This is a genomic window from Streptomyces sp. NPDC093546 (genome assembly GCF_044765045.1).
Lineage (GTDB): Bacteria > Actinomycetota > Actinomycetes > Streptomycetales > Streptomycetaceae > Streptomyces.
On sequence record NZ_JBIWJG010000002.1, the window covers coordinates 320,771 to 340,043 of the forward strand.

Below are 19,273 nucleotides of genomic sequence, written 5' to 3' on the forward strand. Positions count from 1 at the left end.
CCGCGGGTCACGCCGTGAAGGCGTCGCGCACCGCCTCATACTCCCGCGTCCACCACACCGCCAGGGCCGACGCCGCAGGAAACTGCGGGTCGGCCCTGCCGTCGTGCAGCTGGTAGCGCCAGCGCAGTATCCAGAAGTCGTTCAGCCGCTCCCACCACACCCGGTGCACCGCCGCCGCCAGCTCGGCCGCGTCCGCCCCGGCCGCCCGCCGGTAGGCGCGCGCGTACGCCCGTACCTTCGCCAGCTCCAGCTCACCCGCCGGCTGCACGAAGAAGATGACGGCAGCCCGTACGGCCTCCTCGGCGCGCGGCTGGACGCCCAGGCGGTCCCAGTCGATGATCGCGGCGGGCTCCGCGCCCCGGTAGAGCAGGTTCAGCGGGTGGAAGTCGCCGTGCACCCAGCCGCCCGCGTCGGCCCGCGGGGGGCGGCGGTGGGCGTGCTCGGCGAGGAGCCGGCGCCGTTCCAGCAGCCGGTGCTCGGCGAGCTCGTCGAAGGTGTCGCGGGGGCGGCGGGCGCGGGAGAGGGCCAGCAGCCGGTCGATGAGCCGGAAGGTGTCCTCGGGGTCCGCGCTGCGGTGGCCGTGGTCACCGTCCGTGTGCGGCTGGGGCTCCATCACCTGCTCCAGGCAGGTGTGGACGAGCCCGAGGAGCGCGCCGAGGCGCCGCGAGCCGGCCGTCGTCAGCTGCGCGCCGTCCCGGTGGCGGCCGTCGACCCACGGGTGGAGCGCGTAGCACCGGCCGCCGATCTCGGCGACGGTCCGGCCCTCGGTGTCGGCGAGCGGCGGGGCCACCGGGACGCCGAGGTGGTGCAGGCGCTGGGTGGCGCGGTGCTGGCGGACGATGGTGTCGCGGTCGGCGGTCGGGGCGTCGAGGTGCTGTTTGAGGAAGTACGCGCCGCGGGTGGTGGCGAGGCGGTAGCCGCGGTTCAGCAGGCCCTGGGTGACGGGGACGCAGGAGAGCGGCTCGCCGGGTCCGTCGTAGCGGCGCAGCAGCGCACTCAGGGGTGGGGCGGGGGGTGTTGCAGATGAGCGCGGCACTCCGCAGATGTTAGATCACGCAGCGTGGGGGGTGTGCACGGAGACGAATCCCGGCCGGACGCGCAGGTAGACCGGGTCGAGATGGTCCGGGGCCGCGCCCAGGAGGGCGAGCTCCCGGGGGGTGGGGTCGGCGAGGCGGGCGGTGCCGGTGAACTGGACGGACCACAGGACGTCGGCGCCGGAGTTGAAGTTGTCGGCGCCGTACGCGACGACGGTGCCGTGGCAGGCGTGGTGGTAGCCGAGGCGCCGGTCCATGCGCAGCAGGACCTCGTCGTCCTCGCCGTCGCCGCTCACGATGTGCCGCGCGGGCGCCACGGCGGGCAGGGCCCGCAGGCTGGTCGCGATGCGGCCGTACGGCACGCGCCCGAGCAGCTCGACGGCGAGCGGTTCGTCGGTGAGAGGCATGACCCCACCCTCCCGTGGCGTCGCGGGCGGGCAGAAGAGCCGCTCGACCCTACAGCGGCGGGCCGTAAGTCCCGCGTAAGCCCCGGGTAAGTCCCAGGTAAGCCCCGGGTTCCGTCAGCGGCGCTCGGCCTGGAGGCGGGCCACGTACGCGGCGGCCTGGCTGCGGCGCTCCATGCCCAGCTTGGAGAGCAGGCTGGAGACGTAGTTCTTGATGGTCTTCTCCGCCAGGTGCAGCCGCTCGCCGATCGCGCGGTTCGTCAGCCCCTCGCCGATGAGGTCGAGGATCCTGCGCTCCTGCTCCGACAGGGACGCGAGCTTCTCGTCGCCCTTCGGGGCGCCGTCGCGGAGGCGCTCCAGGACGCGGGCCGTGGCCACCGGGTCCAGGAGGGACCGGCCGGCGGCGACGTCGCGGACCGCCGTGAGCAGTTCGCTGCCGCGGATCGCCTTCAGGACGTACCCGGAGGCGCCCGCCATGATCGCGTCGAAGAGGGCCTCGTCGTCGGCGTACGACGTGAGCATCAGGCACTTCACGGAGTCGTCCCGGGAGCGGATCTCGCGGCAGACCTCGACGCCGCTGCCGTCCGGGAGGCGCACGTCGAGGATGGCGACGTCCGGGCGCGTCGCCGGAATGCGGGAGAGGGCCTCCGCCGCCGTGCCGGCCTCGCCGACGACCTCGATGTCCGGCTCGCCGGAGAGCAGCTCGTGCACGCCACGCCGTACGACTTCGTGGTCATCGAGCAGAAATACCGTGATTTTTCCGTCTTCGCGCACGGAATCAGTCTCACATACTCACTCTTCCCGTGCCCGGGGTCCGCGGGATAACGTGCCCGTGTTCCGGCGGCCTGCAAGGCTGTGACCTGTGCTCTTTTCGTTCCGCGTCCCCGCATTCTCGATTTACTTGGAAATCCAAGCAAAATCGCAGGTCAAATGGGGTTTCGCAGTAATGCTGCGCACTGGGTAACGTGCCTTTGGCAGGGTGCTCGCCGGGGCACCTGTCACGCCTGTTCCCGGCCGAGGGCACCCACCCCGTGCGCATACGTACGGAAACAGGCGGAGCCGACTGGCCTACCCGGCGGACCCCGGGGGCCGGACAGACGGAGGAGCACGCACGTGACCGTGGAAGGCACTGCCGCGCGCAAGCCGCGACGCAGCAGTAAGCGCACCAGCGCGAGCGGGACCAAGGCATCCGGCGCCGCGAGCGCCGAGCCCCAGCTCGTACAGCTGCTCACCCCCGAGGGTGAGCGCGTCCAGCACCCCGAGTACGACATCGACCTCAGCCCCGAGGAGCTCCGCGGTCTGTACCGCGACATGGTGCTGACCCGCCGCTTCGACGCGGAGGCCACCTCCCTCCAGCGCCAGGGCGAGCTGGGCCTGTGGGCCTCGCTCCTCGGCCAGGAGGCCGCCCAGATCGGCTCCGGCCGCGCCCTGCGCGACGACGACTACGTCTTCCCGACGTACCGTGAGCACGGCGTCGCCTGGTGCCGGGGGGTCGACCCGACCAACCTGCTCGGAATGTTCCGTGGCGTGAACCACGGTGGCTGGGACCCGAACAGCAACAATTTTCACCTGTACACGATCGTCATCGGGTCGCAAACCCTGCACGCCACCGGCTACGCCATGGGCGTCGCGAAGGACGGTGCGGACAGCGCGGTCATCGCCTATTTCGGTGACGGTGCCTCCAGCCAGGGTGACGTCGCCGAGGCCTTCACCTTCTCCGCGGTCTACAACGCCCCCGTCGTCTTCTTCTGCCAGAACAACCAGTGGGCGATCAGCGAGCCCACCGAGAAGCAGACCCGCGTCCCGCTCTACCAGCGCGCGCAGGGCTTCGGCTTCCCCGGCGTCCGCGTCGACGGCAACGACGTCCTCGCCTGCCTCGCCGTGACCCGCTCCGCCCTGGAGCGGGCGCGGCGCGGCGAGGGGCCGACGCTCGTCGAGGCGTTCACGTACCGCATGGGCGCGCACACCACCTCCGACGACCCGACCCGCTACCGCCACGACGACGAGCGGGCGGCCTGGGAGGCCAAGGACCCGATCCTGCGGCTGCGGGCGTACCTGGAGAAGCAGGGGCACGCCGACGCCGCCTGGTTCGAGGAGCTGGAGGCGGAGAGCGAGGCGCTCGGCAAGCGCGTCCGCGAGGCGGTGCGGGCCATGCCCGACCCCGACCACCTGGCGATCTTCGACAACGTGTACGCCGACGGGCACGCGCTCGTCGATGAGGAGCGCGCGCAGTTCGCCGCCTACCAGGCGTCGTTCGCCGACGCGGATGGCGAGGTCAAGTAACCATGGCTGTACAGAAACTCCCGCTCGCGAAGGCGCTCAACGAGTCGCTGCGCACGGCGCTCGAGAACGACCCCAAGGTCCTCATCATGGGCGAGGACGTCGGCAAGCTCGGCGGCGTCTTCCGCGTGACCGACGGCCTCCAGAAGGACTTCGGCGAGGAGCGGGTCATCGACACCCCGCTCGCCGAGTCCGGCATCGTCGGCACGGCCATCGGTCTCGCGCTGCGCGGCTACCGGCCGGTCGTCGAGATCCAGTTCGACGGCTTCGTCTTCCCCGCGTACGACCAGATCGTCACGCAGCTCGCCAAGATGCACGCCCGCTCGCTGGGCAAGGTCAAGCTGCCGGTCGTCGTCCGCATTCCGTACGGCGGCGGCATCGGTGCCGTCGAGCACCACAGCGAGTCGCCGGAGTCCCTCTTCGCCCATGTCGCCGGGTTGAAGATCGTCACGCCGTCGAACTCCTCGGACGCGTACTGGATGCTCCAGCAGGCCATCCAGAGCGACGACCCGGTGATCTTCTTCGAGCCGAAGCGCCGCTACTGGGACAAGGGCGAGGTCGACACCGAGGCCATCCCGGGCGAGCTGCACCGCGCGCGGACGGTCCGCGAGGGCACCGACCTGACGCTGGTCGCGTACGGGCCGATGGTCAAGGTGTGCCTGGAGGCGGCCGCGGTCGCGGCGGAGGAGGGCCGGTCGGTCGAGGTCCTCGACCTGCGCTCGGTCTCGCCGCTCGACTTCGACCATGTGCAGGCGTCCGTCGAGAAGACCGGGCGGCTGGTGGTCGTGCACGAGGCGCCGGTCTTCTTCGGCTCGGGTGCCGAGATCGCCGCGCGCATCACGGAGCGGTGCTTCTACCACCTGGAGGCGCCGGTCCTGCGGGTGGGCGGCTACCACGCGCCCTATCCGCCGGCCCGGCTCGAAGAGGAGTACCTGCCGGGTCTCGACCGAGTGCTCGACGCCGTCGACCGCTCGCTCGCGTACTGAGGAGGCCCGCTGTGATCCGCGAGTTCAAGATGCCGGACGTCGGCGAGGGCCTCACCGAGGCCGAGATTCTCAAGTGGTACGTCCAGCCCGGTGACACCGTCACGGACGGGCAGGTCGTCTGCGAGGTGGAGACCGCGAAGGCGGCGGTGGAGCTGCCGTGCCCGTACGACGGGGTGGTGCACGAGCTGCGCTTCCCGGAGGGGACGACGGTCGACGTCGGCGAGGTGATCATCTCGGTGGAGGTCGCCGGTGGCGCCGCCGCCGAGGAGCAGCCGCAGACGGCCCAGCCGGCGGCGGAGGAGCCCGCCGCGAAGGACGCGGCCGCCTCGGACGAGGCCGAGCCCCAGGGGCGTCAGCCCGTCCTGGTCGGGTACGGCGTCGCCGCGACGTCCACCAAGCGCCGCCCGCGCAAGCAGGCGCCCGGGGCCCCGGCCCAGGAGCCCGCGGCCGCGGCGATCCAGGGCGAGCTGAACGGGCACGGCACGGTGGCGGAGGCTCCCGCTCCGGTGGCCGCCCCTGCCTCCCCCACCGCGCCCGCCGGCCCCCGCCCGCTCGCCAAGCCGCCGGTGCGCAAGCTGGCCAAGGACCTCGGGGTCGACCTGGCGACGGTCACACCGACCGGGCCCGGCGGGACCGTCACCCGCGAGGACGTCCACGCGGCGGTCTCCCTGGCGGCCGCCTCGGTCGGCGCGCCCGCCGCCGTACCCGTACAGGCCCCGGCTCCGGCCCCGGCCGCGCAGCCGCGGCCGGAAGCGCCGGCGGTCCCGTCGGCCGGCCGCGAGACGCGCATCCCGATCAAGGGCGTGCGCAAGGCGACGGCCCAGGCGATGGTCGGCTCGGCCTTCACGGCGCCGCACGTCACCGAGTTCGTCACGGTCGACGTCACCCGCACCATGAAGCTCGTCGAGGAGCTCAAGTCCGACAAGGACATGGCCGGGCTGCGGGTGAACCCCCTGCTGCTGATCGCCAAGGCGCTGCTCGTGGCGATCAAGCGCAACCCGGAGATCAACGCCTCCTGGGACGAGGCCGCCCAGGAGATCGTGGTCAAGCACTACGTGAACCTCGGCATCGCGGCCGCCACGCCGCGCGGTCTGATCGTGCCGAACATCAAGGACGCCCACGCCAAGACCCTGCCGCAGCTGGCGGAGGCGCTCGGCGAGCTGGTGGCCACCGCCCGCGAGGGCAAGACCACCCCGGCGGCCATGCAGGGCGGCACCGTCACCATCACCAACGTCGGCGTCTTCGGCGTCGACACCGGTACGCCGATCCTGAACCCGGGCGAGTCCGCGATCCTCGCGGTCGGGGCGATCAAGCTCCAGCCGTGGGTCCACAAGGGCAAGGTGAAGCCCCGTCAGGTCACCACCCTGGCGCTCTCCTTCGACCACCGCCTGGTCGACGGCGAGCTCGGCTCCAAGGTGCTGGCGGACGTCGCCGCGATCCTGGAGCAGCCGAAGCGGCTCATCACCTGGGCGTAGCGCGCCTACGTCTCTTGGGTGAGGCGCGTCTGTGAGGCCCGTCCCATTTCCGGGGCGGGCCTCTCGCGTGCACCCTTCATGTATCTAAGCTGTACGCATGTCCCCAGCCCCTTCCGCGTCCCCTCCTGCCGCCGATCGCGTCTACACCCACGTCAAGCAGGCCGTCCTCGACCGCCGCTACCAGGGCGGCACTCTCCTCACCGAGGGCGAACTCGCCGAAGCCGTGGGGGTGTCCCGCACCCCGGTGCGGGAAGCGCTGCTCAAGCTGGAGATGGAAGGGCTGCTGAAGCTCTACCCCAAGAAGGGCGCCCTCGTCCTCGCCGTGTCGGCGCAGGAGATCTCGGACGTCGTCGAAACCCGGCTGCTGGTCGAGCAGTTCGCCGTCCGCAAGGCCGTACCGGCGTCGCCGCGGCTGATCGCGCGACTGGAGGAGCTGGTGGAGGAGCAGCGCCGGCGCGCCGAGGAGGGGGACCTCGCGGCCGTCGCACTGACGGACCGCACCTTCCACGCCGAGATCGTGGGCCACGCGGGCAACAAGATCCTCTCGCGCCTCTACGACCAACTGCGCGACCGCCAGCTGCGGATGGGCGTCGCCGTCATGGAGGCCCACCCCGACCGCATCGCCAAGAACATCGCCGAGCACGCCGAGATCCTCGCCGCCGTCCGCGACGGGGACGCCGAGCGCGCCGCGCAGTGCGTGCACCGGCACGTCAGCCGGGTCAAGGACCTGGTGCGGGGTGAGGAGCGGTGAGCCACGCCACTCCCGTGCCCGCGCTGCCGCACGATCCCCCGGGCGGCCGCCGCGCCGCCCTCGTCTGGGGCGTCGGCGTCTGCGTCTACCTGGTCGCCGTCATCTTCCGCACGTCCCTGGGCGTCGCGGGGCTGGACGCCGCCGACCGCTTCGGCATCAACGCCTCCGCCCTGTCCACCTTCTCCATACTCCAGCTGCTCGTCTACGCGGGCATGCAGATACCCGTCGGCCTGATGGTCGACCGGCTCGGCACGAAGAAGGTCCTCACGCTCGGCGTGGTGCTGTTCACCGTCGGCCAGCTGGGCTTCGCCCTCTCGCCGTCGTACGGCATGGCGCTGGCCTCCCGCGCGCTGCTCGGCTGCGGCGACGCGATGACGTTCATCTCCGTGCTGCGGCTGGGCACGCGCTGGTTCCCCGCGCGGCGCGGGCCGCTGATCGCGCAGGTCGCCGGGCTCTTCGGGGTCGTCGGCAACCTCGTCTCGACGATCGTGATCGCGCGGACGCTGGACGGGCTGGGGTGGACGGTGACGTTCGCCGGCAGCTCGCTCGCCGGTGTGGTCGTCCTCGTCCTCCTCGTGCTGTTCCTGAAGGACCACCCCGAGGGGTACGAGCCGGAGCCCGTGCGCCACGCGGGTGCGGCGTTCGTCCGCCGCCAGATCGCGCGGTCGTGGCGCGAGCCCGGCACCCGTCTCGGCATGTGGGTGCACTTCACCACCCAGTTCCCGGCGATGGTGTTCCTGCTGCTGTGGGGCCTGCCGTTCCTCGTGGAGGAGCAGGGCCTCGCCCGGGGCACGGCCGGCGACATGCTGACGCTGACGGTCCTCGCCAACATGGTGTTCGGCATGACCTACGGCCAGATCATCGCCCGCCACCACGGTGCCCGCGTGCCGCTCGCGCTCGGTACGGTCGCGGCGACGGCGGCCGTGTGGGCGGCCACCCTCGCCCACCCCGGTGACCACGCCCCGATGTGGCTGCTGGCCACCCTCTGCGTCGTCCTCGGCGCGTGCGGGCCCGCCTCGATGATCGGTTTCGACTTCGCGCGGCCCGCCAACCCGCCCGAGCGGCAGGGCACGGCCTCCGGGATCGTCAACATGGGCGGGTTCACCGCCTCGATCACGACGCTGCTCGCCGTCGGCCTGCTGCTGGACGCGACGGGCGACGACTACCGGATCGCCTTCTCGTCGGTCTTCGCGCTCCAGGCGCTGGGCGTCACCCAGATCCTGCGCCTGCGGGCCCGCACGGCCCGGCTGGAGCGGGAGCGGCTGGTGGCGAGCCGGGTGGAGACGGTGCACGTCCCGGCGGCGTGACGCCCTTCGGCCCTTCCCGGCGCTTACGGCGTCACGGCGAAGTGCGCGAGGATCGCGTCGGCCAGCTCCTGGTCGCCCTCGATCTTGACCCGGTCCGCCACGGCCGACGGCCGTACGCGCCCGCACGCCAGGCGCACGTACGTCTCCCAGTCCGTCGCGATGGTCACGGCGGGCCCGAGGGACGGCGCGCCGTCGATCGTGCCGCGCCCCTCCGCGTCGACCCGGACCGTACGGAGGAACTCGACCGGCCCGTGGATGTCGAAGACGACCGCGGTGTTCGGCGGCGCGCCCGCGTCCTTGGCGACGACCCGCGGCAGCACGTACAGGAAGTTGTCGCGGGCGACGTACGCGCCGGGGGAGTCGAGGTTGCCGGGCTTGCCGAGCGCGGTGCGCAGGTCCTGCTCGTGCACCCACACGTCGAAGGCGCGCATCCGGTAGGCCAGTTCCAGCGACTGCTGGGCGCCGAGCGGGGCGCGGATGAGGGTGTCGGGGGAGCGGTTCTCGTTGCGCAGCTGGCGGGCGCGGCGGATGAGGACGTACTCCAGTTCGGCCGTCATCTCCGGGGCGGTGTGGTGGCGGCGCGCGTCGACCTGCACCTCCATGTAGCGGGCGAAGTCGCCGCGGACGTGGAACAGGTCGCGGGGGAGGGAGTGGATCGGGCGCGGGTCGCCCAGCATCTCGCACTCCATGCCGATGACGTGCGACACGATGTCGCGCACCGACCAGCCCGGGCACGGTGTGGCGCGGTTCCACTCCCCCTCGGCGAGCGGCTGCACCAGCTCGGCTATCGCTTCGATGGAGTGGGTCCAGGCGTCGGCGTAATTCTGGAGGCTGGGATGGACGGTCACGGGACCCCTCGGGCGGTTGGTACGCGGGCTGGGTGCTGTGCAGTTAAGTTACGCTGCCGCGAGGCACCCCGGCAGTGCTTTCGTGTGACGATCGTAGGGCCGGAGTTGACGACTCGAATGCCAGGACGGTGGTAGTGTGCGCGCCTCGCTGATCCAGATCGCGGTAGACCCGGACGAATCGCCCCAAGACCGTCGTGCGCGCGTGGCGTCGCTCGTGGCCGGACAGCGCGGGGTCGCCGACCTCGTCGTCCTTCCCGAGCTGTGGCCCATCGGCGCCTTCGCGTACGAGTCGTTCGAGGCGGAGGCCGAGCCGGTGCCCGGCGGCCCGACGTACGAGGCGATGGCGAAGGCGGCGGCCGAGGCGGAGGTGTGGCTGCACGCCGGCTCTGTCGTGGAGCGCGGGCCCGACGGGCTCCTCTACAACACCTCGCTCGTCTTCTCCCCCTCCGGCGACCTGGCCGCGACGTACCGCAAGATCCACCGTTTCGGCTTCGACCAGGGCGAGGCCGTGCTGATGGCGGCGGGCTCCGAGCTCGTCACCGTCCCGGTCGGGGACTTCCCGCTCGGCGTCGCCACCTGCTACGACCTGCGCTTCCCCGAGCTGTTCCGGGGCCTGGTCGACGCGGGCGCGCTCGGGCTCGTCATCGCGGCCGGCTGGCCCGCGCGCCGCCGCGACCACTGGACGCTGCTGGCCCGGGCGCGCGCCGTCGAGAACCAGGCGTACGTCCTCGCCTGCGGTACGGCCGGCACGCACGCGGGCGTCGAGCAGGCGGGCCACAGCATCGTCGTCGACCCGTGGGGCGAGGTCCTCGCGGAGGCGGGCCCGGGAGAGGAGACCCTCACGGTCGAGCTCGACCCGGAGAAGGTGACCACCACGCGGGAGCGGTTCCCGGCCCTGAAGGACCGCGTCCTGGGCCGCTGAGGACCCGCGGGGGAGCGGCTGGAACCGCCGCTCCCCGGCAGTCCGCGCGGATGGCACCCTTGAACCATGAACGATTCCGCTCGCGCCTCCGCGCCCCGCCGTGCCCGTGTCCGCGCCCCCGAGCTCGTCGGCAAGGGCGGCTGGCTCAACACGGGCGGCAAGGACCTCACCCTCGCCGATCTGCGCGGCCGCATCGTCATCCTCGACTTCTGGACGTTCTGCTGCATCAACTGCCTCCACGTCCTCGACGAGTTGCGCGAGCTGGAGGAGAAGCACCGCGACACGGTGGTGATCATCGGCGTCCACTCGCCGAAGTTCGTGCACGAGGCCGAGCACCAGGCCGTCGTCGACGCGGTCGAGCGGTACGGCGTGCACCACCCGGTCCTGGACGACCCCGAGCTCGCCACCTGGAAGCAGTACGCCGTCCGGGCCTGGCCCACGCTCGTCGTCATCGACCCCGAGGGCTACGTCGTCGCCCAGCACGCGGGCGAGGGCCACGCCACGGCCATCGAGCGGCTCGTGGACGAGCTGGAGGCCGAGCACGAGGCCAAGGGCACCCTGCGGCGCGGCGACGGCCCGTACGTCCCGCCGGAGCCCGTCGCCACCCACCTCCGCTTCCCGGGCAAGGCGCTCCTGCTCGACGGCGGGAACTTCCTGGTCTCCGACACCACCCGCCACCAGCTGGTCGAGCTGGCGCCGGACGGCGAGAGCGTCGTACGTCGCTACGGCTCCGGCGAGCGCGGTCTCACGGACGGCACGGCCGACGCGGCGCGCTTCAACGAGCCGCAGGGCCTCGCGCTGCTGCCCGAGGGCCGCGTCGTCGTCGCCGACACCGTCAACCACGCCCTGCGGCTCCTGGACCTCGCCACCGGGGAGGTGTCCACCCTCGCCGGGACCGGCGCGCAGTGGTGGCAGGGCTCCCCCACCTCCGGGCCCGCCCGCGAGGTGGCGCTCTCCTCCCCCTGGGACGTGGCCTGGTGGCAGGGGAAGGTGTGGATCGCCATGGCGGGCGTCCACCAGCTGTGGGCGTACGACCCGGAGCACGGCACCGTCTCCGTAGCCGCCGGGACCACCAACGAGGGCCTGGTCGACGGACCCGCCGACGAGGCGTGGTTCGCCCAGCCGTCCGGGCTCGCGGCCGCCGGCGACCGCCTGTGGATCGCGGACTCGGAGACCAGCGCCCTGCGCTGGATCGACGCCGAGGGCACCGTGCACACGGCCGTCGGCACGGGCCTGTTCGACTTCGGCCACCGCGACGGCGAGGCCGGTCAGGCGCTGCTCCAGCACCCGCTGGGCGTCACCGCCCTGCCGGACGGCTCGGTCGCCGTCTCGGACACGTACAACCACGCCCTGCGCCGCTACGACCCCGCCTCCGGCGAGGTCACGACGCTCGCCACCGACCTGCGCGAGCCGAGCGACGCCGTGCTCGCCGGCGACGACATCGTGGTCGTCGAGTCGGCCCGGCACCGCCTGACCCGGCTGCGGCTCCCCGAGGAGGCCGTCCAGGTGGAGGCGGTGGCCCACCGCACGCAGCGCGAGGCGACCGAGGTCGCCCCCGGCACGCTCCGCCTGGACGTGGTCTTCCAGGCCCCGGCCGGCCAGAAGCTCGACGACCGGTACGGGCCCTCCACCCGGCTCCTGGTGTCCTCCACGCCGCCGGAGCTGCTCGCGTCCGGCGACGGCACGGGGACGGACCTGTTCCGGGAGCTGGAGCTCGATCCGGCGGTCACCGAGGGCGTGCTGCACGTGTCGGCGATGGCCGCCTCGTGCGACGACGACCCCGAGAACGAGTACCCGGCGTGCCACGTCCACCAGCAGGACTGGGGCGTGCCGGTGAAGGTCACGGACGGGGGCGCCACGCGCCTGCCGCTGATCCTCGCGGGACTCGACGCGTAGCACCCGGTACCGATCGGGGCGTCACAGCGGCGGGCGGCGGTCGTCACGGGGGTCGACCATCGGGTCGACCACCGGGGAGACGACCGCCCTGCGCCGCCGGTAGATGCTGGTGAAGGTCGCGACACCGATGAGACCGACCGCCATCAGGATCAGCCCCACCAGATCCAGGTTGACGCTCTCGGCTTCCCAGTCGGTCGCGAAGGTGAGGATCGCACCCACCCCTATCAGGATGATGCAGCCACCCAGGCCCATGATTTTCCGCCTCCTCGTCAACACAACGTAGGCGTTCCGGGTACCCGGACCCGGAACGCCTACGCGGTACGGGAGGTGTCAGTCCGTCAGGAACGCGGTGAGCGCGTTCGCGAGCATGAACGGGTCGTCGGCGCCGCACAGTTCACGGGCGCTGTGCATGGACAGGATCGCCACGCCGATGTCGACGGTGCGGATGCCGTGGCGCGCGGCGGTGATCGGGCCGATGGTCGTGCCGCACGGCATGTCGTTGTTGGAGACGAACGACTGCCACGGCACGCCCGCCTTCTCGCACGCCGCCGCGAACACGGCCCGCCCGCTGCCGTCCGTGGCGTACCGCTGGTTGACGTTCACCTTGAGGATGGGGCCGCCGTTCGCGCGCGGGTGGTGCGTCGGGTCGTGGCGCTCCGCGTAGTTGGGGTGCACGGCGTGGCCGGTGTCGGAGGACAGGCACACGGTGCCGGCGAAGGCGCGGGCCCGGTCCTCGTAGCCGCCGCCCCGCGCGAAGACCGAGCGCTCCAGGACCGTGCCGAGGAGGGGGCCCTGGGCGCCGGTGTCCGACTCGGAGCCGTTCTCCTCGTGGTCGAAGCCGGCGAGGACGGGGATGTACGCCAGGCCGTCGCCCGCGGCGGCCGCGGCGGCGAGCGCGGCGGCGCCCGCGTGCACGGACAGCAGGTTGTCCATGCGGGGCCCGGCGAGCAGCTCGCGGTCCCGCCCGAGGTAGGCGGGCGCCTCCAGGGCGTGCACCATCAGGTCCCAGCCGGCCACGTCGTCGGCGGCCACGCCCGCCTCCTTCGCCACGAAGGCGATCAGGTCGCCGTCGCGGACGTCGTCGCCGAGGCCCCAGATGGGCTGCATGTGCCGCTGGCGGTCCAGCTTCAGGCCGTCGTTGGCCTGCCGGTCCAGGTGGATGGCGAGCTGCGGCACGCGCAGCATCGGGCGGTCCACGTTGGCGAGGACGTGGCTGCCGTCGCGCAGGGTCAGCCGGCCGGCCAGGCCCAGGTCGCGGTCGAGCCACGTGTTGAGCAGCGTCCCGCCGTACGTCTCCACGGCGACCTGCCGCCAGCCGTGCGCGCCGGTGTCGGGGCGGGGCTTGACGCGCAGGTTCGGCGAGTCGGTGTGCGCGCCGATGATCCGGAAGGGGGTGTGCGGGGCGGCGCCCTCCGGCACGTACCAGGCGATGATCGCGCCACCGCGGATCACGTACTTGCCGCCGGCCGTCCCGTCCCAGGCGGCGGTCTCCTCCACCTGCTCGAAGCCGGCCTTCTCCAGCCGTTCGGCGGTGTTCGCGACGGCGTGGTACGGGGACGGGGAAGCCGCCAGGAAGGACATCAGGTCGTCGGTGTGGCCGCGGTCGAAGCGGGCGGGAGAGCTGGTCATGAGGTCACCTTACGGCGGGAAACCGGGCCTGGCCCGGGCGATTGGGGGGCCTGTTGCCGTGCGATGGCGGGGCCGTTGCCGGGCCGATTGTCAGTGGTGGCTGCGACGATCGGAACGAGTCCACCGCATTGGACCGAACGCGACCGGAGGTGTCCTGGTGACCACGACGACGACCGGCTCCACCCGCACCCTTTCCCTTGCCCCGACTTCCCTCGCCCCGGCCCCGGCCTGCGCCGCGTGCGCGGCCCCCGGCGCGCAGTGGCGCGCCCAGCTCCTGATGCCGCTGTGCGCGGCGTGCGCGGCCGCGGCGACGGGGACCCCGGACCGGGAGCCCGTGCGCCTCGGCGACCTCCTGCCGGTGACGGCGGCGGTGCTGGTCGCGCGGGCGTCGATACGGGCGTCGGCGGCATGACCCTCGCGGTCGCCGTGACATGACGGCGGCCCGCCCCCCGGGGAACCACGGGGGGCGGGCCGCCATAGGGACCAGGCCGCGTCGCTTGGGACTGAGAACGCGGACTCGTCCAGCTCTGCCGGAACTAGAACGCGGACTCGTCCAGCTCCATGAGGGAGTTGTCGACGCCCTCCGCGATGGCGCGCTCGGTCGAGACGCCCGGCAGGACGTTGGCGGCGAAGAACTTCGCGGCCGCGATCTTGCCCTCGTAGAACGCCTTGTCCTTCGCCGACGCCGTCTCCAGCTTCTCGGCGGCGACGGCGGCACCGCGCAGCAGCAGGTAGCCGACGACCACGTCACCGGAGGCCATCAGGAGGCGGGTGGTGTTGAGACCAACCTTGTAGATGTTCTTGACGTCCTCGCCGGTGGCGGTGAGGTCGGTCAGCATCGTGCCGACGATCGCCTCCAGGTCGACGGCCGCCTTGGCGAGCGCGTCGCGCGCCGGGGCGAGCTCCTCGCCGCCCGTGCCGACGGCCAGGAACTTCTTGATCTCCTCGGCGAGCGCGTTCAGCGAGGCGCCCTGGTCGCGGACGATCTTCCGGAAGAAGTAGTCCTGGCCCTGGATCGCCGTCGTACCCTCGTACAGCGTGTCGATCTTGGCGTCACGGATGTACTGCTCGATCGGGTACTCCTGGAGGTACCCGGAGCCGCCGAAGGTCTGGAGCGACTGGGCGAGCTGCTCGTACGACTTCTCGGAGCCGTAGCCCTTCACGATCGGGAGGAGCAGGTCGTTCAGGCCGATGAGCGCCTTGGCGTCCTCGCCGGCCGCCTCCTTGATCTGGATCTCGTCCTGGATCGCGGCGGTGTACATGACGAGGGCGCGCATGCCCTCCGCGTACGCCTTCTGCGTCATGAGCGAGCGGCGCACGTCGGGGTGGTGCGTGATGGTGACCTTGGGCGCGGTCTTGTCCATGAAGTTCGCCAGGTCCGGACCCTGCACGCGCTCCTTGGCGTACTCCAGCGCGTTCAGGTAGCCGGTGGAGAGGGTGGCGATCGCCTTCGTGCCGACCATCATGCGGGCGAACTCGATGATGCGGAACATCTGGCGGATGCCGTCGTGCTTGTCGCCGATCAGCCAGCCCTTGGCGGGGTGCTGGTCGCCGAAGGTCATCTCGCAGGTGTTGGACGCCTTGAGGCCCATCTTGTGCTCGACGTTCGTCGCGTACACGCCGTTGCGCTCGCCGAGCTCGCCGGTCTCCCAGTCGAAGTGGAACTTCGGCACGAGGAAGAGCGACAGGCCCTTGGTGCCCGGGCCGTGGCCCTCGGGGCGCGCCAGCACGTAGTGGAGGATGTTCTCCGACATGTCGTGCTCACCGGACGTGATGAACCGCTTCACGCCCTCGATGTGCCAGGAGCCGTCCTCCTGCTGGACGGCCTTGGTGCGCCCGGCGCCGACGTCCGAGCCCGCGTCGGGCTCGGTCAGCACCATCGTGGAGCCCCACTGCTTCTCGACGGCGATCGAGGCTATCTTCTTCTGCGCCTCGTTGCCCTCCTCGAAGAGGATGCCGGCGAACGCCGGGCCGGAGGAGTACATCCAGATCGCCGGGTTCGAGCCGAGGATCAGCTCCGCGTACGCCCAGATGAGCGAGCGCGGCGAGGTGGTCCCGCCGATCTCCTCGGGCAGGCCCAGGCGCCAGTACTCGGAGTCCATGAAGGCCTTGTAGGACTTCTTGAAGGTCTCCGGGATCGGCGCGGTGTTCGTCTCCGGGTCGAAGACCGGCGGGTTGCGGTCGGCGTCCGTGAAGGACTCGGCGAAGTCGTTCTCGGCGAGACGGCGCATCTCGTCGAGCACGCTCTTGGCGGTCTCGACGTCCATCTCCTCGAACGGACCGGTGCCGTACACCTTGTCGCGCCCGAGGACCTCGAAGAGGTTGAACTCGATGTCGCGGAGATTCGACTTGTAGTGCCCCATGGCGACGGCTCCGTAAGGCTCGGGGAGGCGGAATCCTCGTACACGTACCAGCAAGTAGCTACGATGATGCTACCCGTCGGTAATAAGAGCAACCCCTATCGGGCGATCTGTGACGAGCGACGCGCCCGCCGCAGGCCGACGGCGGCCCCTCCGCCGCGCGATGCTGCCGGCGCCGCCGACGGCTGTCCGAAACCGTGCCGGGGGCGGGTGGTGGGCCCACGAGCCCGCTTCGTACTCAGTACCCTGGTGGCCATGTACGGCTACGACCAGAACCAGGGCGCCCAGCAGCAGTACGCCCCGCCCCAGCAGGGGTACGCGCAGCAGCCGCCGCTGTACCCCGAGCCGTCGCCGCCCTCGCTCGCCGACGCCGTGCGGGCCTTCACCACCGGGTCGCTGTCCGCCGAGGACTTCCAGCAGATCTTCGCCACCTCGAAGGTCTACTGCCCGCGCGGTGACAACCCCGGCTTCCTCGCGCTGCACAACACCCAGCAGCCCGTCATCCCGATGTTCACCTCGCTGAAGGAGCTGCGGCGGTACGCGGGCAAGGAGTCCAAGTACTTCGTGATCACCGGCGCCGAGGTGATCGACCTGCTGCCCACCGGGTACGGCTTCGTCCTCGACATGGAGGGCGACCACCGGATCGTCTTCGACGCCAAGGCCGTCGAGCAGATGGTCGACTTCGCGATGCGGCGGATGTACGGCTAGGGCCCCTAGGGACACGACCCGGCGCCTCCGGGCCGGTCTCCGACCTGAGGATGAGGAAGCGGCCTCGCCGCGCCGCATAGCGTTCCGCGTATGCAGCAGATGAGTGAGTTCCTCATGACCCAGAAGGTCACCGCGCTCGTGAACCGCTATGTGATCACGAGCCCCGACGGTGGTCAGGTCGTCGCCTTCGCCGAGCAGAAGCGGATGAAGCTGAAGGAGGAGGTCACCCTCTGGACCGGCGAGGACCGCTCCACGGTGCTCGCCCGCTTCAAGGCGCAGAGCCTCATCGACTTCGGCGCGACGTACGACGTGACCGGCGCCGACGGCACCCCCGTCGGCAGCTTCCGCAAGGACGGCAAGGCCTCGCTGCTGCGGTCCACCTGGCACCTGACCCAGGGCGAGGAGCCGCCGGTCACCGGCAGGGAGCGGAGCCAGGGGATCGCGCTGGCCCGCCGTGCGGTGCAGCTGGCGGACGCGGTCCTGCCGATTCCGGTGCCGATCCCGTTCGTCTTCCACTTCGACTTCGCCCGGGAGGACGGCCGGCCCGTCATGGCGGTCGAGCGGAAGTGGGGCCTGCGCGACCGGTACGCGATACGCGTCGAGGACCCGTCCCTCGACCGCCGGCTCGCCCTGTGCCTGACCGTCGCCCTGGACGCCCTCCAGTCGCGCTGAGTTCCGCTCGGACGGCCCGGCGGAAAACCTCGTGACCAGCCGGGATGCGGCGCTTAGGGTGCCGGGCATGACAACAGCGCTCCGCCTGGAGAAGATCACCCCCGACAACGTCCTCGCCGCCTGCGAGCTCACCGTCCGCCCGGACCAGGAGCGCTTCGTCGCCCCGGTCGCGCGGTCGCTGGCCGAGGCGTACGCACGGCCCGACGCCGACACCGCCTGGCCGCGGCTGGTCTTCGACGGCGACCGCCTCGTGGGCTTCGTGATGGCCTTCTTCGACATCAGCTTCGCCCCCGAGTGCGAGGACCCCCGGCCGCGCTCCGGGCTGTGGCGGCTGGCCATAGCCGCCGACGAGCAGGGCAAGGGGTACGGGCGCTTCGCGGTCGAGGCGGTCTGCGAGGAGATCCGCAGGCGCGGCGGCACGCGCGCGACGGTGACGTGGGTGCCGGGGAAGGACGGGCCGGAGGGGTTCTACCTGGGGCTCGGCTTCCAGCCGACCGGCGAGAAGGCCGAGGACGAGATCATCGGCGAACTGGACCTCACGGCCGAAGGTCCGACAGGACTCTGAGGTCAGGCAGGTACCCCACCTGTATGTCCACGCAGGCGAGGTCACCGGAGGCCGCGCGGCCCAGCCAGACGGCGTAGGTGCCGTCCCCGCCGGTGGCGAAGGCCATCAGGTCGGCGCCCGTCGCCTCGTCCGACGTCCGCATGAGGAACATCGAGTCCCTGTTCCCCGAGAGGTCCTCTCCCGCGGTCTCGTCGTTCTCGAACAAGGCCCGGGCGTACAGCCGCTTGAGCGGCTCCCAGGCGGCGCCGTCCGCGAAGCACCCCGTCGCGCTGTCGGTGTCGAAGCCGTACGCCCCGCCGTCCGGCAGCAGCCGGGGGTCGTGGTCCTCCCCGAGGGCCATCTCCCACCGCACCGGCGGCGCGTCGCTCAGCCGGAGCCGTACGGCCGGAAGGTCGGTCGTGGTGACCCAGCGGCCCCGGAACTCGCAGTCGTAGCCGTACGAGAGCCGCGCCGTCTCCAGCGGGTACGTGCCCGGCGGGACCGGGATCGTGAAGGCCGGGCCGTCACCGTTGTCGGGGGCGTCGACGGCCAGGACGCCGCCGGGTATCCGGATCTGCAGGCTCCGGTCCGGTTCCAGCACCGTCATCTCGGGATGGTGACGCGTGGCCAGGCGCGTACCGGGCTGGAACAGCGCCCCGCGGTCGCCGTAGCCGCCGGGGCGCGGCGGGTGCCACTCCTCCCGGGGCTCCACGCCCGCGCCGGGCTCCACCTCGGCCTCGCGGAACGGAGCGTTCTCGAGGACCGCCGCCTGCGCCGCCTCCGCCGAGAACAGCGGCCACTCCCCGAAGGCCGGCCGCGCCAGCCACCGCTCCTCCTCCGCGAGGTCCGGCGTCGTCACGAGGGTGCCGCCGCCCGGCCCGGGCCGGCGGCGCTCCAGCGACCCCCGCCCGTCGGGGAACAGCTCCAGCGTCGTACGGGCGCAGCCGTCGTCGAACTCCGGGGTCCCGGCGTCGGCGTACTCCCAGTGCCGCGTGAGGCGGTGCAGCAGCCTGTCCCCGTCGAGCAGTCGCAGGTCCAGGTGGTGCGTACGCCGGCCCTCGGCGTCGTAGACCCACACCCCCGCGTAGTGGTCCCGCCAGGACACCAGCCGGACCTCGAGGGGCGCCTCGCGGCCCGGTATCCGCAGCGTCACGGCGTACGGCAGGCCCGCGCCGTCCCGCGCGAGCGCCGCCTCCCGGCTCAGGGGCCGTACCAGTGCGCGGGCCGCCAGGTCCCAGCCCTCGCCGTACGCCACCTCGATGACGACCGTTCCCGTCTCGCTCTCCATGCCGGGGATGATCGCAGGCGCCACTGACAACGGGACCACGGGGGAACGGGACTACGGGACTACGGGAGAACGGGGGGAACGGCGGAACGGGGGAATGCCGGAGCACGCGGCCGTGTTCCAGTGGCAGGAAGTTCAGGATTCAACTAATCTGGAACGCAGCCCCACCCCG

Annotated in this window: 19 protein-coding genes; 11 read left to right on the forward strand and 8 right to left on the reverse strand. The window is 72.0% G+C overall.

Annotation, left to right across the window (positions count from 1 at the left end):
• Positions 1–7: 7 nt before the first annotated feature.
• The 3 genes from ACIRNI_RS04565 to ACIRNI_RS04575 all read right to left on the reverse strand — a co-directional run bounded on the left by ACIRNI_RS04565 (position 8) and on the right by ACIRNI_RS04575 (position 2,212).
• Entirely contained in the window at positions 8–1,036 is a 1,029-nt protein-coding gene (locus tag ACIRNI_RS04565) for a phosphotransferase (RefSeq protein ID WP_403548242.1), read from the reverse strand.
• Between the two features lie 15 nt (positions 1,037–1,051).
• A complete protein-coding gene (locus ACIRNI_RS04570; protein ID WP_403548245.1) occupies positions 1,052–1,441 on the reverse strand; it encodes a pyridoxamine 5'-phosphate oxidase family protein in 390 nt (129 codons plus the stop codon).
• 114 nt (positions 1,442–1,555) lie between these two features.
• Positions 1,556–2,212, reverse strand: a complete 657-nt coding sequence (locus tag ACIRNI_RS04575) for a response regulator transcription factor (protein ID WP_355351942.1) — start codon at positions 2,210–2,212, stop codon at positions 1,556–1,558.
• 339 nt (positions 2,213–2,551) lie between these two features.
• On the opposite strand from ACIRNI_RS04575, the gene pdhA reads away from it, so the two are divergent.
• The 5 genes from pdhA to ACIRNI_RS04600 all read left to right on the forward strand — a co-directional run bounded on the left by pdhA (position 2,552) and on the right by ACIRNI_RS04600 (position 8,237).
• Positions 2,552–3,721 carry a pyruvate dehydrogenase (acetyl-transferring) E1 component subunit alpha gene (pdhA, locus tag ACIRNI_RS04580; protein WP_355351939.1) on the forward strand — a complete coding sequence of 390 codons (1,170 nt, stop codon included), beginning with the start codon at positions 2,552–2,554 and terminating at the stop codon, positions 3,719–3,721.
• Positions 3,722–3,723: 2 nt separating this feature from the next.
• A complete protein-coding gene (locus ACIRNI_RS04585) occupies positions 3,724–4,704 on the forward strand; it encodes an alpha-ketoacid dehydrogenase subunit beta (RefSeq protein WP_403548247.1) in 981 nt (326 codons plus the stop codon).
• Positions 4,705–4,733: 29 nt separating this feature from the next.
• Positions 4,734–6,179 (forward strand): dihydrolipoamide acetyltransferase family protein, encoded by a 1,446-nt coding sequence (locus ACIRNI_RS04590; RefSeq protein WP_403548817.1) that lies wholly within the window; start codon positions 4,734–4,736, stop codon positions 6,177–6,179.
• Between the two features lie 97 nt (positions 6,180–6,276).
• A complete protein-coding gene (locus tag ACIRNI_RS04595; protein WP_403548249.1) occupies positions 6,277–6,930 on the forward strand; it encodes a GntR family transcriptional regulator in 654 nt (217 codons plus the stop codon).
• The gene (locus ACIRNI_RS04600) at positions 6,927–8,237 is read left to right on the forward strand and encodes a nitrate/nitrite transporter (protein WP_403548251.1); all 1,311 of its coding nucleotides are present in this window, start codon (positions 6,927–6,929) and stop codon (positions 8,235–8,237) included. The genes ACIRNI_RS04595 and ACIRNI_RS04600 overlap by 4 nt, the downstream gene beginning before the upstream one ends.
• A gap of 23 nt (positions 8,238–8,260) precedes the next feature.
• Here the strand turns inward: ACIRNI_RS04600 and ACIRNI_RS04605 are convergent, their stop codons facing one another.
• Positions 8,261–9,085 (reverse strand): maleylpyruvate isomerase family mycothiol-dependent enzyme, encoded by an 825-nt coding sequence (locus ACIRNI_RS04605; RefSeq protein WP_355351928.1) that lies wholly within the window; start codon positions 9,083–9,085, stop codon positions 8,261–8,263.
• Between the two features lie 136 nt (positions 9,086–9,221).
• Between ACIRNI_RS04605 and ACIRNI_RS04610 the strand changes: the two genes are divergently transcribed.
• Entirely contained in the window at positions 9,222–10,007 is a 786-nt protein-coding gene (locus ACIRNI_RS04610) for a carbon-nitrogen family hydrolase (RefSeq protein ID WP_355351925.1), read from the forward strand.
• A 66-nt stretch (positions 10,008–10,073) separates the two neighbouring features.
• Positions 10,074–11,903, forward strand: a complete 1,830-nt coding sequence (locus ACIRNI_RS04615; protein ID WP_403548253.1) for an NHL domain-containing thioredoxin family protein — start codon at positions 10,074–10,076, stop codon at positions 11,901–11,903.
• 21 nt (positions 11,904–11,924) lie between these two features.
• Here the strand turns inward: ACIRNI_RS04615 and ACIRNI_RS04620 are convergent, their stop codons facing one another.
• Both ACIRNI_RS04620 and ACIRNI_RS04625 read right to left on the reverse strand, forming a co-directional pair.
• On the reverse strand, positions 11,925–12,155 hold the full coding sequence (locus tag ACIRNI_RS04620; RefSeq protein ID WP_355351920.1) for a hypothetical protein: 231 nt from the start codon (positions 12,153–12,155) through the stop codon (positions 11,925–11,927).
• A gap of 78 nt (positions 12,156–12,233) precedes the next feature.
• On the reverse strand, positions 12,234–13,532 hold the full coding sequence (locus ACIRNI_RS04625) for a M18 family aminopeptidase (protein ID WP_403548255.1): 1,299 nt from the start codon (positions 13,530–13,532) through the stop codon (positions 12,234–12,236).
• Between the two features lie 157 nt (positions 13,533–13,689).
• Here ACIRNI_RS04625 and ACIRNI_RS04630 point away from each other — a divergent pair, with 157 nt between their 5' ends.
• A complete protein-coding gene (locus ACIRNI_RS04630) occupies positions 13,690–13,944 on the forward strand; it encodes a hypothetical protein (protein WP_356645043.1) in 255 nt (84 codons plus the stop codon).
• Positions 13,945–14,068: 124 nt separating this feature from the next.
• On the opposite strand, the gene ACIRNI_RS04635 is transcribed toward ACIRNI_RS04630, so the two are convergent.
• The gene (locus tag ACIRNI_RS04635) at positions 14,069–15,895 is read right to left on the reverse strand and encodes an acyl-CoA dehydrogenase (RefSeq protein WP_403548258.1); all 1,827 of its coding nucleotides are present in this window, start codon (positions 15,893–15,895) and stop codon (positions 14,069–14,071) included.
• Positions 15,896–16,147: 252 nt separating this feature from the next.
• Here ACIRNI_RS04635 and ACIRNI_RS04640 point away from each other — a divergent pair, with 252 nt between their 5' ends.
• The 3 genes from ACIRNI_RS04640 to ACIRNI_RS04650 all read left to right on the forward strand — a co-directional run bounded on the left by ACIRNI_RS04640 (position 16,148) and on the right by ACIRNI_RS04650 (position 17,837).
• Positions 16,148–16,600 (forward strand): SseB family protein, encoded by a 453-nt coding sequence (locus ACIRNI_RS04640; protein ID WP_031072101.1) that lies wholly within the window; start codon positions 16,148–16,150, stop codon positions 16,598–16,600.
• A 90-nt stretch (positions 16,601–16,690) separates the two neighbouring features.
• Positions 16,691–17,272 (forward strand): hypothetical protein, encoded by a 582-nt coding sequence (locus tag ACIRNI_RS04645; RefSeq protein WP_403548260.1) that lies wholly within the window; start codon positions 16,691–16,693, stop codon positions 17,270–17,272.
• Positions 17,273–17,339: 67 nt separating this feature from the next.
• Positions 17,340–17,837 (forward strand): GNAT family N-acetyltransferase, encoded by a 498-nt coding sequence (locus tag ACIRNI_RS04650; protein WP_403548262.1) that lies wholly within the window; start codon positions 17,340–17,342, stop codon positions 17,835–17,837.
• On the opposite strand, the gene ACIRNI_RS04655 is transcribed toward ACIRNI_RS04650, so the two are convergent.
• A complete protein-coding gene (locus ACIRNI_RS04655; protein WP_403548264.1) occupies positions 17,809–19,104 on the reverse strand; it encodes a DUF4241 domain-containing protein in 1,296 nt (431 codons plus the stop codon). The two genes, ACIRNI_RS04650 and ACIRNI_RS04655, sit on opposite strands and share 29 nt — an antisense overlap.
• Positions 19,105–19,273: the final 169 nt, after the last annotated feature.